General features: G+C 54.6%; 8 protein-coding genes, 2 tRNA genes and 2 rRNA genes. 1 reads left to right on the forward strand and 11 read right to left on the reverse strand.

Features of this window, described 5'->3' with window-relative positions:
- The 4 genes from CBW42_RS14805 to CBW42_RS05815 all read right to left on the reverse strand — a co-directional run.
- Positions 1-1528 (reverse strand): 23S ribosomal RNA (locus CBW42_RS14805); the annotation flags it as partial.
- A 258-nt stretch (positions 1529-1786) separates the two neighbouring features.
- Positions 1787-1863: transfer RNA gene (locus tag CBW42_RS05805), tRNA-Ile, on the reverse strand.
- A 79-nt stretch (positions 1864-1942) separates the two neighbouring features.
- Positions 1943-2018, reverse strand: a tRNA-Ala gene (locus CBW42_RS05810).
- Between the two features lie 129 nt (positions 2019-2147).
- Positions 2148-3670 (reverse strand): 16S ribosomal RNA (locus CBW42_RS05815).
- Between the two features lie 539 nt (positions 3671-4209).
- On the opposite strand from CBW42_RS05815, the gene metA reads away from it, so the two are divergent.
- Positions 4210-5127, forward strand: a complete 918-nt coding sequence (gene metA, locus CBW42_RS05820; protein WP_087018686.1) for a homoserine O-acetyltransferase MetA — start codon at positions 4210-4212, stop codon at positions 5125-5127.
- Between the two features lie 53 nt (positions 5128-5180).
- On the opposite strand, the gene ymfI is transcribed toward metA, so the two are convergent.
- The 7 genes from ymfI to murB all read right to left on the reverse strand — a co-directional run bounded on the left by ymfI (position 5181) and on the right by murB (position 14550).
- Entirely contained in the window at positions 5181-5915 is a 735-nt protein-coding gene (gene ymfI, locus CBW42_RS05825; RefSeq protein ID WP_087018688.1) for an elongation factor P 5-aminopentanone reductase, read from the reverse strand.
- 73 nt (positions 5916-5988) lie between these two features.
- Entirely contained in the window at positions 5989-6963 is a 975-nt protein-coding gene (gene pfkA / locus CBW42_RS05830; RefSeq protein WP_087018690.1) for a 6-phosphofructokinase, read from the reverse strand.
- A gap of 151 nt (positions 6964-7114) precedes the next feature.
- On the reverse strand, positions 7115-10663 hold the full coding sequence (locus CBW42_RS05835) for a DNA polymerase III subunit alpha (protein WP_087018692.1): 3549 nt from the start codon (positions 10661-10663) through the stop codon (positions 7115-7117).
- On the reverse strand, positions 10660-11574 hold the full coding sequence (gene whiA, locus CBW42_RS05840) for a DNA-binding protein WhiA (RefSeq protein ID WP_087018694.1): 915 nt from the start codon (positions 11572-11574) through the stop codon (positions 10660-10662). Before whiA ends, CBW42_RS05835 begins: the two co-directional genes overlap by 4 nt.
- Before the next feature lie 12 nt (positions 11575-11586).
- The gene (locus CBW42_RS05845) at positions 11587-12723 is read right to left on the reverse strand and encodes a gluconeogenesis factor YvcK family protein (RefSeq protein ID WP_242969812.1); all 1137 of its coding nucleotides are present in this window, start codon (positions 12721-12723) and stop codon (positions 11587-11589) included.
- Positions 12724-12731: 8 nt separating this feature from the next.
- Entirely contained in the window at positions 12732-13592 is an 861-nt protein-coding gene (gene rapZ, locus CBW42_RS05850) for an RNase adapter RapZ (protein WP_087018696.1), read from the reverse strand.
- Between the two features lie 49 nt (positions 13593-13641).
- The gene (gene murB / locus CBW42_RS05855; protein ID WP_087018698.1) at positions 13642-14550 is read right to left on the reverse strand and encodes a UDP-N-acetylmuramate dehydrogenase; all 909 of its coding nucleotides are present in this window, start codon (positions 14548-14550) and stop codon (positions 13642-13644) included.
- Between the last annotated feature and the right edge of the window lie 159 nt (positions 14551-14709).

Raw genomic sequence — 14709 nt, forward strand, 5'->3', positions numbered from 1 at the left:
TCACGCCATCTGCTTCCCTACTATATTTCGGTCCTTACGCCCGGGCAACCATCGCCCGGGTCAGACTTAATGAAAGTGTCCCTCAGCTTAACATCTTCGGTGGTTACGGAATATCAACCGTATGTGCATCGACTACGCCGTTAGGCCTCGCCTTAGCTCCGACTAACCTTGGGCGGACGAACCTTCCCAAGAAACCTTAGATTTTCGGCCATTATGATTCTCACATAATTCTCGCTACTTATTCCGGCATTCTCACTCGTATGAAGTCCACGTGTCCTTCCGATCACGCTTCACCCCGCATACGACGCTCCCCTACCCAATGTTTCAAACATTGCCCGAGCTTCGGTTGAATACTTAGCCCCGTTAAATTTTCTGCGCAAAATCACTCGACCAGTGAGCTATTACGCACTCTTTGAATGAGTGGCTGCTTCTAAGCCAACATCCTGGTTGTCTTAGCAATTTCACATCATTTTCCACTTAGTATTCATTTGGGACCTTAGCTGCGGATCTGGGCTGTTTCCCTTTTGACCATGCGACTTATCTCACATGGTCTGACTGCCATGAACCAATTATCCGGCATTCGAAGTTTGATAGGGTTCAGTAACCTCGCGGCCCCTAGCCCATTCAGTGCTCTACCTCCGGTAATCTATCATAACGCTAGCCCTAAAGCTATTTCGGGAGAACCAGCTATATCCGAGTTCGATTAGAATTTCTCCGCTATCCACAAGTCATCCCCGGCCTTTTCAACGGACGTGGGTGCGGCCCTCCATTGCGTCTTACCGCAACTTCAGCCTGCTCATGGATAGGTCACCCGGTTTCGGGTCTAATACATGTAACTAATTCGCCCTGTTCAGACTCGCTCGCTGCGGCTCCRTGACTCCAGTCACTTAACCTTGCTACATACATTAACTCGCCGGACCGTTCTACAAAAAGTACCCGATCACACATGAACGTGCTCTCGGTGCTTGTAGGCACAAGGTTTCAGGTTCTCTTTCACTCCCCTCCCGGGGTCCTTTTCACCTTTCCCTCACGGTACTGCTTCGCTATCGGTCACCAGGTAGTATTTAGGCTTGGATGATGGTCCACCCGTCTTCCCACAGGGTTCCTCGTGTCCTGTGGTACTCTGGATACTGCTAGCGTGCTTCCGATGTCGCTTACGGGGCTGTCACCCTGTTTCGCCGCTCTTCCCAAAGCGTTCAGCTATCTTTCACACTACATATTGCAGTCCGAACCCCTGAGATATTGCTACCTCAGGTTTGGCCYCYTCCGCGTTCGCTCGCCACTACTAGCGGAATCTCTGTTGATGTCTCTTCCTCGCCCTACTTAGATGTTTCAGTTCAGGCGGTTCCCCACTCATACCTATTTGATTCAGTATGAGCTGCATGAGCTTCTCTCATGCGGGTTTCCCCATTCGGAAATCTTGGGATCAATGCTTATTTGCAGCTCCCCCAAGCTTATCGCAGCTTGTCACGTCCTTCRTSGGCTCCTGGTGCCAAGGCATTCCCCTTGCGCCCTTTACAGCTTGACCAGCTGTAAGACCTGATCCGGTCAGATCAGGAATTATTTTAGTAACTTAAGATTGTGAGTAATCTCGGTTATCTTTTGTTATAGCTAATTTGTAGTAGTACTTTCGTACTTTCGCCACAATTGGATCGTTAAAACCTTTTATTTCAGTTTGCTTTTCGCAATTTCCCAGAATAACAATTTTAATTTCCTATTGTTGCTTTGTCGTTTTCTCGCTGTTCAGTTTTCAAGGTGCAGAGTTTAACATCCTTTGGGATGTTAGTGGTGGGCTTAAATGGACTCGAACCATCGACCTCACGCTTATCAGGCGTGCGCTCTAACCACCTGAGCTATAAGCCCATATGAAAGGAAATCAATATCAGCAAAAGAATTGTTCTTCTTTTGCTTACCTTTCTTCTTCTATAAAAAGAAAAGTAAGTGGTGGAGATGAGGAGAATCGAACTCCTGACCCCCTGCTTGCAAGGCAGGTGCTCTCCCAGCTGAGCTACACCCCCATATGAAATTGATTTCCTTTTGTAAGGGCATTATGCCCTCTAAATTAAACAACGTTCGTTTGAATGACTCATTCCTGAATTGACCTAGGAATTTACAAAGCTCTGTTTCAAGCTTCATGGTCTCCTTAGAAAGGAGGTGATCCAGCCGCACCTTCCGATACGGCTACCTTGTTACGACTTCACCCTAATTACCAGTCCTGCCTTCGGCCGCGTCCTCCTTGCGGTTAGACTACGGACTTCGGGCATTACCGGCTCTCATGGTGTGACGGGCGGTGTGTACAAGGCCCGGGAACGTATTCACCGCGGCATGCTGATCCGCGATTACTAGCAATTCCGACTTCATGCAGGCGGGTTGCAGCCTGCAATCTGAACTGGGACAGCTTTTAGGGATTTGCTCTGCCTCACAGCTTTGCTTCCCTCTGTATGTCTGCCATTGTAGTACGTGTGTAGCCCTGGTCATAAGGGGCATGATGATTTGACGTCGTCCCCACCTTCCTCCGTTTTGTCAACGGCAGTCTCGCTAGAGTGATCAACTAAATGTATCAACTAACAATAAGGGTTGCGCTCGTTGCGGGACTTAACCCAACATCTCACGACACGAGCTGACGACAACCATGCACCACCTGTCACCGCTGTCCCCGAAGGAAAAGGCATATCTCTATGCCGGTCACCGGGATGTCAAGACCAGGTAAGGTTCTTCGCGTTGCTTCGAATTAAACCACATACTCCACTGCTTGTGCGGGCCCCCGTCAATTCCTTTGAGTTTCAACCTTGCGGTCGTACTCCCCAGGTGGGATACTTATTGTGTTAACTGCGGCACGGAAGGGGTCAATACCTCCCACACCTAGTATCCATCGTTTACGGCGTGGACTACCAGGGTATCTAATCCTGTTTGCTCCCCACGCTTTCGCTCCTCAGCGTCAGTTAATGTCCAGCAGGCCGCCTTCGCCACTGGTGTTCCTCCTAATATCTACGCATTTCACCGCTACACTAGGAATTCCGCCTGCCTCTCCATCACTCAAGACCAGCAGTTTTGAAAGCAGTTCCGGGGTTAAGCCCCGACATTTCACTTCCAACTTACCAGCCCGCCTACTCGCCCTTTACACCCAGTAAATCCGGATAACGCTCGCTCCCTACGTATTACCGCGGCTGCTGGCACGTAGTTAGCCGGAGCTTATTCATCAGGTACCGTCACTTTCTTCGTCCCTGATAAAAGATCTTTACAATCCGAAGACCTTCTTCGATCACGCGGCGTTGCTGCGTCAGGGTTTCCCCCATTGCGCAATATTCCCCACTGCTGCCTCCCGTAGGAGTCTGGGCCGTGTCTCAGTCCCAATGTGGCCGTTCAACCTCTCAGTCCGGCTACTGATCGTCGACTTGGTGGGCCGTTACCTCACCAACTATCTAATCAGACGCGAGCTCATCTTTCAGCGGATTGCTCCTTTGGTATCTCGCAGATGCCTGCAAAATACGTTATGCGGTATTAGCGACCGTTTCCAGTCGTTATCCCCCTCTGAAAGGCAGATTGCTCACGCGTTACTCACCCGTCCGCCACTAAGCACAAAAACCGAAGTCTCAGTGCTCCGTTCGACTTGCATGTGTTAGGCACGCCGCCAGCGTTCATCCTGAGCCAGGATCAAACTCTCTAAAAATTGTATTATCACGAGCAAAGCCCGTTATAATCAAATTTCAGCTTTAAGCTGGCTTGCTGTTGTTTTTTATACCGAAGTTACAGCTTCCGGTAGTCTTCTGAGTATAAACTTCAAAAGAATTTCAGGTTTGTAATTCGTTCAAACTTGCGTTGTTTAATTTACAAGGTACAATGCTTTTCGCTGTTCGCCTTTCAGCGTAGCAGCTTAGTTATTATATCATCTCACCAGAGGTTTGTCAAGAACTTTTTTCATTTCTTTTTTCAAACTTGATTCGATTGTTTCGCCGATCTCTCAGCGGCAACTCATTTAGTCTAACACATTCAAACCACTTTGTCAAGCACTTTTTTGCCTCCCGGCCAGTAATCTCAACAAATTCTTCGATTTTTCGTGTCGCTCATGTTGAGTGCTTATATAGGATATCATGTCGGACGACATATGTCAACCTTTTTTTCTTGTTTTCTTCAATTATTTTGACCACCGCCGCTCTATGTGCTATAATGGGGTGCAAACACACCGGCGATTATAAAGGAGGTTCTTCTATGCCAATCATCATAGAAAACAGCTTGCCCGCCTGTGCCGTATTGGAAAGCGAAAATATCTTCGTCATGACGCACCACCGGGCAACCACACAGCATATCCGTCCGCTTCGGATTGCCATGCTCAATCTCATGCCCACAAAGATTGTCACTGAGACGCAGATTCTCCGCTGCCTGTCCAATACCCCGATCCAGATTGAATTTGACCTGATCCAGACAGCAACACATAAATCGACAAACACCCCTGAGGATCATCTGCTGAAATTCTATCAGACCTTTGATGACATTCGCGACCAGTATTATGACGGATTCATCATCACCGGTGCGCCGGTTGAGAAGATGGAATTTGAAGAAGTTGATTACTGGCCGGAACTGGTCGAAATTATGGAATGGACCAAGACGCATGTCCATTCGACACTCCATATCTGCTGGGGGGCACAAGCCGGCCTGTACTACCATTATGGTATTCAGAAGCATCTGTTGGACAAAAAGCTGTCCGGCGTCTACAAGCATCACATCATGCGCCATCATGAAAGTCTGCTGCGCGGCTTCGACGATGTATTCAAGGCGCCGCATTCGCGTTACACCACGATTTATTCCGAAGACATCATCCGTCACCCCGATTTGACCATGCTGGCGGAGTCGTATGAAGCCGGCCCATACATTATAACAGCAAAGAACGGCAGACAGCTGTTTGTCACCGGCCACAGCGAATACGACAAAGACACACTTGCGCGCGAATATTTCCGTGATGTCCAGCGCGGGCTCAATCCGAGCGTTCCGGAAAATTATTTCGAGCACGACGACCCGCACAGCGAACCGCTGCTGTCGTGGCGCTCGCATTCGACTCTGCTGTTTACCAACTGGCTGAACTATTATGTCTACCAGTCCACACCGTTTGAACTGACTGATCTCGGATAACTGACCGACCGCCGGAGGAAGTGCATTCCTCCGGCGCTTTTTATTGATTTGATTTAAATGTAAAATCCGCCATTTACGCCAAGTACCTGTCCGGTGACAAACTTCGACTGCTCGGACGCCAGCCAATAGATGACATCTGCAACCTCCTCCGGCGTACCATTGCGCCCGAGCGGAGTTTCTTCTGCCAGCTCCTGCATCACATCTTCCCCGTGCATACGGTTCATATCGGTGTCGATGACACCCGGCGCAACACAGTTGACGCGGATACCGGACAGCCCCAGCTCTTTGGCGAGCGCTTTGGTCATGCCGATAACCGCCGCCTTGGACGCGGAATAGTGCACCTCACATGAGCCGCCGGTCTGCCCCCAGATCGAGGACACCGTGACGATACTGCCCGCCTGCCGGTCGAGCAGCTGCGGCAGAACCTCACGGATGACGCGATACATGCCCTTGACATTCACATCGAACATCGTATCCCAGTCATCCTCCGTAATATCAGCAAACAGCTTTTGCTGTGCCATACCGGCATTGCAGACAACCGCATCCGGCGTGCCGAATTCCGCCTGTGCCAGTAATACCAGCCGATGCACCGCGGCGCTGTCTGTGACATCCGCCTGCACACACCGGCATTGTGTGCCCAACTGCCGGATTTCCTCCTCCAGCGACTGTGCCGCGTGCTGCGCGCGTGCATAGCACGCCGTGACATTCCAGCCCTCTTTTGCAAACTTGAGCGCACAGGCACGCCCAATGCCGCGCGCCGCGCCCGTAATCAAAACAGATTTGCTCATCTTTCCTCTTCACCTCAAAAAAGGGACGGAATTGTCTTCCGTCCCTTTTGTCTGTTCTGTTGGATGACCGCAATCAGATAGAAACGGTCTGGGATACCTCGTACAGCTCCTGATTCAGATCCTTGCTCATTGCCAGGCCTTCCTCGATGTCGTAGTCGGTAATCTGGTTGTTGCGTGCGCAGACAACACGGTTGGAAGCGCCTTCCATCAGGATCTTAACGGCATGATAGCCCATACGGGTCGCCATAACACGGTCACGAACCGTCGGGGAGCCACCGCGCTGGATATGTCCGAGGATGGTTACGCGCGCATCGATACCGGTTGCAGTATGAATGCGGTCTGCAACATCCTGTGCATTGCCGACGCCCTCTGCGACAATGATGATGTGGTGCTTTCTGCCGCGGATACGGTTGGCACGCATCTTCTCAACAATGGACTTTTCAAAGTCAATCTCGCGCTCCGGCAGCAGGATTGCGGTTGCGCCGCAGGCAACGCCGACATCCAGCGCCAGATGACCGGCACGGCGTCCCATAACCTCTACGACAGAGCAGCGTTCGTGCGACTGCATGGTATCGCGCAGCTTGTCGATTGCCTGAATCGCCGTGTTGCAGGCGGAATCGAAGCCGATGGTGTAATCCGAGCAGACGATGTCGTTGTCGATGGTGCCCGGAACGCCGATGGCCGGAACGCCCTTGCGGGAAAGTGCCTGTGCGCCGCGGAAGCTGCCGTCGCCGCCACAGACAACCAGGCCGTCCAGACCCATATAATGTGCGTTGTTGGCAGCCTGAGTCAGGCCGTCATCGGTAAGCATCTCAAGGCAGCGCGCGGTATACAGCATGGTGCCGCCCTTTGCGATGATGCCGTCAACGCTTCGTGCGCCCAGCTCGATGATATCGCCGTTAATCAGGCCGCTGTAGCCGCGGCGGATGCCGAGGCAGGAAATGCCATACGCTGATGCGGTGCGGACAACGGCGCGGACAACCGCGTTCATTCCGGGTGCGTCGCCGCCGCTGGTCAGGATGCCAATACGTTTAATCTGCTTTTCCATTTCGGTCCCTCCAAATCATGTCTTTCGCCGCCTGCCCTCTGGCACAGCCGGGATCGGAAGCCATTGAACTTTTCATTTTATTTTCCAGTTGTTTACGTTTTTTTTGCACTTATTTTTCAAATCAGGGTGAAATGGTAGATTCTGCCCATTTCTATTTCATTATAACATTTTCTTCCCCAAGAATAAACCTTAATTTGTGAATCAACTTCAAATTATTATAGACCCACATGGAACGCGGTGCAAGCATCTGCTTCCGGTTCGCCGAGCAGAACAGCACAACCGGCAGATCGCCGCGATACTCTGCGAGCAGGCGGCGCACCTCCTCCAGCCGCGGATCGTCCATATCGGTCATGCGCAGATACAGCTTGTGCCGGCAAGTCATGCCCGGCACGGCCGCCTGTGCCGCCGGGCGCGGTGCATCTCTGCGATCATCCTGCCTGCGCCGTCCTCCCTGTGCAGACTGCCGCACGGAATCAAGATACTGCTCTTCCAGTGGATAAATCGCAGACGGCAGGATCTTGGGCGCTTCATCCTCTCGCGCATCGATGCGCCCCGCAATCCAGACGGCACGGTCTTCCTGCAACCAGTCGCCCGCCTGCTGCAAGACGGAGGAAAAGACCACCAGCTCCGCCGACCCGGTCAGGTCTTCCACTGTGACATACGCCATCATGGTGTTGTTTTTGGTGGTCTTGCGTTTGATTGCAGTGATAACACCCGCCAGAATAACGGTCATGCCGTCGTGGTATACCGGCGGCACGGTTTTATCTTCACCGGACAGATCCTGTTCAATGTGCCGGATGGTGGCGCAATCCGCCTGTGCGACCAGCTCGCGGTAATCGTCCATCGGGTGGCCGGACAGATACAGTCCGGTTGTCTCCTTCTCCATCGAGAGCAGCTCACGCATGGACAGCTCTGGAATATTGGGCAGCGCAATGCGCTCGCGCTTCTGCTCCTCCGCGCCCATGCCGAACAAATCCATCTGTCCCTCAACATTGCGGCGGCGCGCATTCGTGACCGCCGTGAGCACACTGTCATAGACGCGCAGCAGCTGGCTGCGCTTATAGCCCATCGAATCAAATGCGCCCGACTGGATCAGGCCCTCGAGCGCGCGGCGGTTGAGGTCGTTGGTATACATACGCTCACAGAAATCCTCGAACGATTCAAAGGCGCCGTTCGCGGAGCGCTCCTGCTCGAGTGCCTTCAGGAAGGTGCGCCCGACATTGCGCACCGCCGCCAGACCGAACCGGATATTGCCGTCCGCGACCGTGAACCCCTCGCACGACTGATTGATATCCGGCGGCAGAACAGTCAGACCCATGCCGCGGCATGCGCCGATGTATTCCGAGACCTTTGCGGACGAATCGAGTACACTGGTCAGCAGCGCCGCCATATATTCCTGCGGATAATGGCACTTCATATAAGCGGTCTGATAGGACACGACCGCATAGCACACAGCGTGCGCTTTGTTGAATGCATAATTTGCAAAATCCATGATTTCATCAAAAATGGATTCCGCCGTTTTTTCATCGACGCCGCGTTTGATCGCGCCGTCGATGCCAAGCTCCTCATTGCCGTAAATGAAGTTTGTGCGTTCCTTTGCCAGCTCCTTCATCTTCTTTTTGGACATCGCACGGCGCACCATGTCCGCCTTGCCGAGCGAATATCCCGCCAGCACGCGGAATACTTCCATGACCTGTTCCTGATAGACCATACAGCCATAGGTGACAGACAGAATATCCTTCAGCAGCGGGTGCTTGTATTTGACCTGTGAAGGGTCGTGCTTGCACGCAATATAGCGCGGAATCGACTGCATCGGGCCCGGGCGGTACAGCGCGACGACGGCCGTGATGTCTTCAATCGAATGCGGCTTGAGGCCGGTGACGACATTGGTAATGCCCGCACTTTCGAGCTGGAACACGCCGGACGTTTTACCCTGTGCGAGCATGGCATACGTGGCGTCGTCGTTCAGCGAAATGTCGTTCAGATGAAATTCCGGGTGTGCGCGCTGCACCATCTTCTCCGCGTCAGAGAGCACTGTCAGGTTGCGCAGGCCGAGGAAGTCCATTTTGAGCAGGCCGAGCTCCTCCAGCGTCGTCATGATATACTGCGTGACCATGTTGCCGTCATTTGCTGCGAGCGGAACATAATGATCGACCGGCTCGTTGRTGAYGACGCCCGCCGCGTGTGTGGACGCATGGCGCGGCATGCCCTCCAGGCTGCGCGCCGTGTCAATCAGACGGTGTACGGTCTCATCGTTCTCATACATCTGCCGCAGCTGGTCGGAAGCGGCGAGCGCCTTGTCCAGCGTGATGTGCAGTTCGTTCGGCACGAGCTTGGCGACAACATCGACATCGCCATAGGGGATGTTCAGCGCACGCCCGACATCGCGGATGGCGTTGCGCGCCGCCATTGTACCAAAAGTGACAATCTGCGCCACATGGTCGGCACCATATTTATTCGTGACGTATTCAATGACCTCCTGCCGGCGCTCATAACAGAAATCAACGTCGATATCCGGCATGCTGACGCGCTCCGGATTGAGGAAGCGTTCAAAGTACAGCGAATACTGGATCGGATCGAGCGTCGTGATATCCAGACAGTAGGCGACCATGGAGCCCGCTGCTGAGCCGCGCCCCGGCCCGACCGGGATGCCGTGTGTCTTGGCATAATGGATGAAATCCCAGACAATCAGGAAGTAATCGACGAAGCCCATGCGCGCAATCATGTCCAGCTCGTATTCCAGACGTGCACGCTTTTCGCTGTCATTCGGGTCATAGCGACGGTCGAAGCCTTCCATGCACAGCTTGTGCAGGTATTCCTGTGCAGTATACCCCGCCGGAACATCAAAGGACGGCAGATGATATTCTCCGAACGTGAAATCCAGATTACACCGCTCCGCAATCTTCGCCGTGTTGGCAATGGCCTCCGGGTGCTCCGGGAACAGTGCCGCCATCTCCTCCTCGCTCTTGAGGTAGAATTCCTCTGTTTCAAAGCGCATGCGGTCGATATCGTCCACCGTCTTGCCCGTCTGAATACACATCAGGACGTCCTGTATTCTGGCGTCCTCGCGCCGTGTGTAGTGCGCGTCGTTGGTCACGACAAGCGGAATGCCGGTCTCCTCCGCGATTTTCAGCACGCCGCGGTTGACATCTACCTGCTCACGCAGACCGTGATCCTGAATTTCCAGATAGAAATTATCTTCTCCGAAAATATCGCGATATTCCAGCGCCATCTCCTTTGCTGCGGCGTAATTCTGCTGTAAAATCAGCGATGGCACCGCGCCTGCCAGACAGGCAGACAGCGCAATCAGGCCTCCGGAATGCTGCCGCAGCAGCTCCAGATCGACGCGCGGTCGGTTGTAAAAGCCCTCAGAAAATGACAGGCTGACCATATGGATGAGATTTTTATAGCCCTCTTCATTTTTGCACAGCAACACAAGGTGATACGGGTTGTTGTCCATCCCATGTACCTTGTCATGGCGCGTGCGGCGCGCGACATAGACCTCACAGCCGATGATCGGCTTGATGCCCGCCGCCTTCGCCGCACGATAAAAGTCAATGACGCCATACATGACGCCGTGGTCTGTAATGGCAATGGCATCCTGCCCGATTGCCTTCACATGCTCCATCATGGTGGAAATGCGATTGGCGCCATCGAGCAGGCTGAATTCGGTATGTACGTGCAGATGCACAAAGCTCATGTTTGTTCCTCCTCCGCCGCTGCGCGCGCAATCGACACAATGCGGCGCATGCGGTGGCTCAGTCCCGGCTTGGAAATCGGCGGGTCAAGGCGCGACGCCAGCTCCGACAGACTTGCTGTCGGATCATCCAGCCGCAGACGAATGGTTTCGTGCAGCGCGTCCGGGAAAATATCCCATCCGCTTTGATCCAGTGCGCGCCGGATGACGGCAATCTGCTCTGCCGCCGCATTGGATGCCTTGATGACATTCGCAGCCTCACAGTTGACCTGTCGGTTGATCTGGTTGCGCAGCTGCTTTTCCACCTTGGCCTCCATCATGCACAGCGCCGCATGCGGCGCGCCGATCAGCGTGAGAAAATCCTCTGCGCCCGCCGTGTCCTTCCAGTACAGCAGCGAGGCTGACTTGCGCGTGGCCAGCTTGGGCGACAGCTCCATGTCCAGCATCAGGCTCATGACCTCGCGGCACAGTGTATGGTGTGGCGTCGTCAGCTCGAGATGCGTCTTTTTGTCCGGGCTCGCGACTGTGCCCGCCGCGAGGAAAATCCCGCGCAGGAACGACGCCCGACAGCAGTCTTCCTCAATCACATTGCGGTTGAGATGATAGGACAGGTGATATTTCAGATCGTAGCCAAGCGCGGAAAAAATGCGCCCCAGCTGCGTTTCTTCTGTTATTTTAATGGCATAGCGTCCGCCGGAACCCGCTTCCGGCAGCTTCACCGTCACGCCGAAGGCGCGTGCCAGCAGCGGCGGAATGCGGCGTGCCAGCGGCTCACAGCTGGTCACCATGCAGATTTCCGTATGGGAAAAGGTGTGCGCATACAGCAGAATGCCATACGCCTCCGCCACCGCGCAGCACATGCGGCTGACCGGGATGCGGCACAGCTCCGCCTTGGTCTCTGAAGAAAATGACACCGCAATCCCTCCTCAAATTTTTCCCGGCTCGGTCTCCTGTGCGAGCAGGTCATACGCTCCATATACGCCCTCACGCGCCCCGCAGCACTGTCCAAACGTATGGATAACTGCCTGTGCCAGCAGTGCGGGGTCATGCCGCGCAAAGCGGCTGCCGCTCGCGATAAGCGGATAGCCGTACATCTCCACGCCTGCGGCGCGAAACCGCTCCATATCCATGACAACCGGCTCGGCATCCTCTGTTTTATAGCGCACCTGAATCGTGTCCGGCACGGGTGCGGTATTATAAATGCACGCATCTACCATGCCCTCTGCGCTATGCTGCAGCAGCGCGTCCAGATGGTCAAACGCGGTATATTCTTCGGTCTCTCCATCCTGCGTCATAATATTGAGCACATAGACCTTTGGCGCCTTTGCCCTTTTCAGCGCATCGACAATGCCATCGACCAGCAGATTCGGGATGATGCTGGTATACAGGCTGCCCGGGCCGAGCAGGATCAGGTCGGCGGACAAAATCGCGTCGAGCGCATGCGGCAGGGCGCTGGCATTTTCCGGCTCCAGCCGCACCTTTTTGATGCGGCAATTCTGCTGCTTTTTTTTCGCGGCAATTTTGGATTCTCCGACGACACTCGCGCCATTTTCAAAATCCGCGACGAGATTGACGTTTGCATTGGTCACCGGCAGCACCTTGCCTGTAACCGCGAGAACCTCGTTCATGCGCGTGACGGCTTCCTCAAACGAGCCGGAAATGCCGTTGAGCGCGGCGAGGAACAGATTTCCAAATGACTGTCCCTTGTTGACCCCCTCCGGAAAACGATAGTTCATCAGTTCCATCATCGTCGGCTCGGTATTGGCGAGTGCGGTGATACAGTTGCGGATATCGCCCGGCGGGAGCATACCGAGATCCTCGCGCAGCATGCCGCTGCCGCCGCCGTCATCCGAAACGGAGACAATTGCCGTGATGTTTTCTGTATAGGTCTTGAGTCCACGCAGCATGGTGGACAGGCCGGTGCCGCCGCCGATGACGACAATGCGCGGCCCCAGGCTGCGCGCGGACTGAATGGACTGGCGATTCTGCCGTTTGCGCAGTCCCAGCCTGCGCGCCGTCCGCATCGCGCGCAGATATACCTTGCGGTAAAATGGTCTTGCCATATGTTGGTTTACCCCTTATGACTGTCTCGATGCGTGGCTGTTGCGATGATGTTCTGTTCCAGCAGATGCTGGGTGACCGCCTCCGCAATGGCGACGGAGCGATGGCGCCCGCCCGTGCAGCCGATGCCGATGGTCAGCACAGCCTTTCCTTCCTTCGTATACTGGGGAATGAGGAAATCGAGCAGGCTGAACAGCTTATCGAGATAGCGGTCCGCCGTGCCGTCACAGAACACATAATTGCGCACCTGCGGGTCCGTGCCGTTTTTCTCGCGCAGGCTGATTTCATAGTACGGATTGGGCAGGAAGCGCACATCAAAAACGAGATCTGCATCCGCCGGAATGCCGTATTTAAAGCCAAAGGAAACAACATTGATGCGCATCAGACCGCGGCGCGAGCCGGTGACCAGTGAAATGATGGTCTCCCTCAGCTGTGCGACCTCAAAGCGCGTGGTATCCACGACATAGTCCGCCCGCACACGGATCGGCGTGAGCAGCTCGCGCTCGCGCTCAATCGCATCACTCATCGTGACGCCGTTTTCCATCAACGGATGCTTGCGGCGCGTTGCCTTGTAGCGGTTGATGAGCGTCGGATTTGCAGTATCCAGAAAAATCAGCTTGTAATCACAGCCCATTTCCCGGACGCGATCAAACGCGGACAGCAGACCCAGGATATCTTTTCCGGCGCGTGCATCCACGGCCAGCGCAACGCGTTCATATTGCCCGCCGGTTGCGGCAAGGCAGATCTCCGCAAACGCGGGGATGAGCGCGACCGGCATGTTATCCACGCAGTAATACCCCAGATCCTCCAACGTCGCCATGGCTCTCGATTTTCCCGATCCGGACATGCCGGAAATGATAAAGAACTTCATATCTGTCGACCTTTCTCCCTGACATCCCTTTTTATTACAAACTGCTGTGTTACAGCACGCGCACCTCCGGCTCAAGCTGCACGCCGAACTGGCGCAGCACCTCGTCCTGCACGTGCTCCATCAGTGCGAGCACATCAGCGCAGGTTGCGCCGCCGCGGTTGATGACAAAGCCCGCATGCTTTTCGGAAACCTGTGCGCCGCCGACGGTATACCCCATCAGCCCGGCATCCTGAATCAGTTTACCCGCGAAATATCCCTCCGGACGCTTGAATGTGCTGCCTGCGCTCGGATAATTGAGCGGCTGCTTGTCGCGGCGGCGCGCGGCGAAATCGTCCATCTTCGCACGGATTGCCGCCGTGTCGCCTTCTACCAGCTGCATCTCTGCGGACAGCGCGATCCAGTCGGGATGGCTCTTATATGTGCTCGCGCGGTAGCCGAACGCATGATCTGTTCCGATGAGCGTTCCAATTTTACCGGTCTGTGCGTCGTAATAGCGCGAGGAAACAACAACATCCGCCGTCTGCCCGTCATACGCGCCCGCATTCATAAACAGCGCACCGCCGAGTGAGCCGGGAATGCCTCCCGCAAATTCCAGGCCGGAGAGCCCTGCCCGCTGTGCCTCATTGGACAGTACGGACAGCAGTACACCGGTCTGCGCCGTGATGCGTGTCCCCTCCACCTGAAGCGCCGCATAGTCGCTGCCAATGCACAGCACAACGCCGCGGATACCCTCGTCATGCACGAGCACATTGGAGCCGTTACCGAGCACGGTCAGCGGCAGCCCCGCCGCACGCGCCGCCTTCACAGCACTGCAAAGCGCACGCTCACTTTTGGGTGAAACCAACAGGTCTGCCGGGCCGCCGATGCGAAACGATGTATGACGGCTCATCGGCTCATTCGGGCACAGCATTACCTCATCGACCGGACACTCCAGCCCGCGTTTGAATACTTCTATCATAAAATTTCATTCCTTTATTGCATAAATACCGCCCGCAGGCGGAAGGTGATACAGCTTTATTATAACATGCCGGCGTTGGAAAGGGAACGCCACCGCTGAAATTTCCATAAATATCCCGCACACCGGTTTTCGCTCATTCTGCCATGCCCCGCCATGGCA

Source organism: Butyricicoccus porcorum, assembly GCF_002157465.1.
In the GTDB taxonomy this organism is placed as follows: Bacteria; Bacillota; Clostridia; order Oscillospirales; family Butyricicoccaceae; genus Butyricicoccus_A; species Butyricicoccus_A porcorum.

What these genes read in the sequence shown, in the direction of transcription:
- rapZ (WP_087018696.1), bottom strand. Translation starts at nt 13,592, where the DNA reads ATGAAGTTCTTTATCATTTCCGGCATGTCCGGATCGGGAAAATCGAGA.
- ymfI (WP_087018688.1), bottom strand. Translation starts at nt 5,915, where the DNA reads ATGAGCAAATCTGTTTTGATTACGGGCGCGGCGCGCGGCATTGGGCGT.
- murB (WP_087018698.1), bottom strand. Translation starts at nt 14,550, where the DNA reads ATGATAGAAGTATTCAAACGCGGGCTGGAGTGTCCGGTCGATGAGGTA.
- CBW42_RS05845 (WP_242969812.1), bottom strand. Translation starts at nt 12,723, where the DNA reads ATGGCAAGACCATTTTACCGCAAGGTATATCTGCGCGCGATGCGGACG.
- metA (WP_087018686.1), top strand. Translation starts at nt 4,210, where the DNA reads ATGCCAATCATCATAGAAAACAGCTTGCCCGCCTGTGCCGTATTGGAA.
- pfkA (WP_087018690.1), bottom strand. Translation starts at nt 6,963, where the DNA reads ATGGAAAAGCAGATTAAACGTATTGGCATCCTGACCAGCGGCGGCGAC.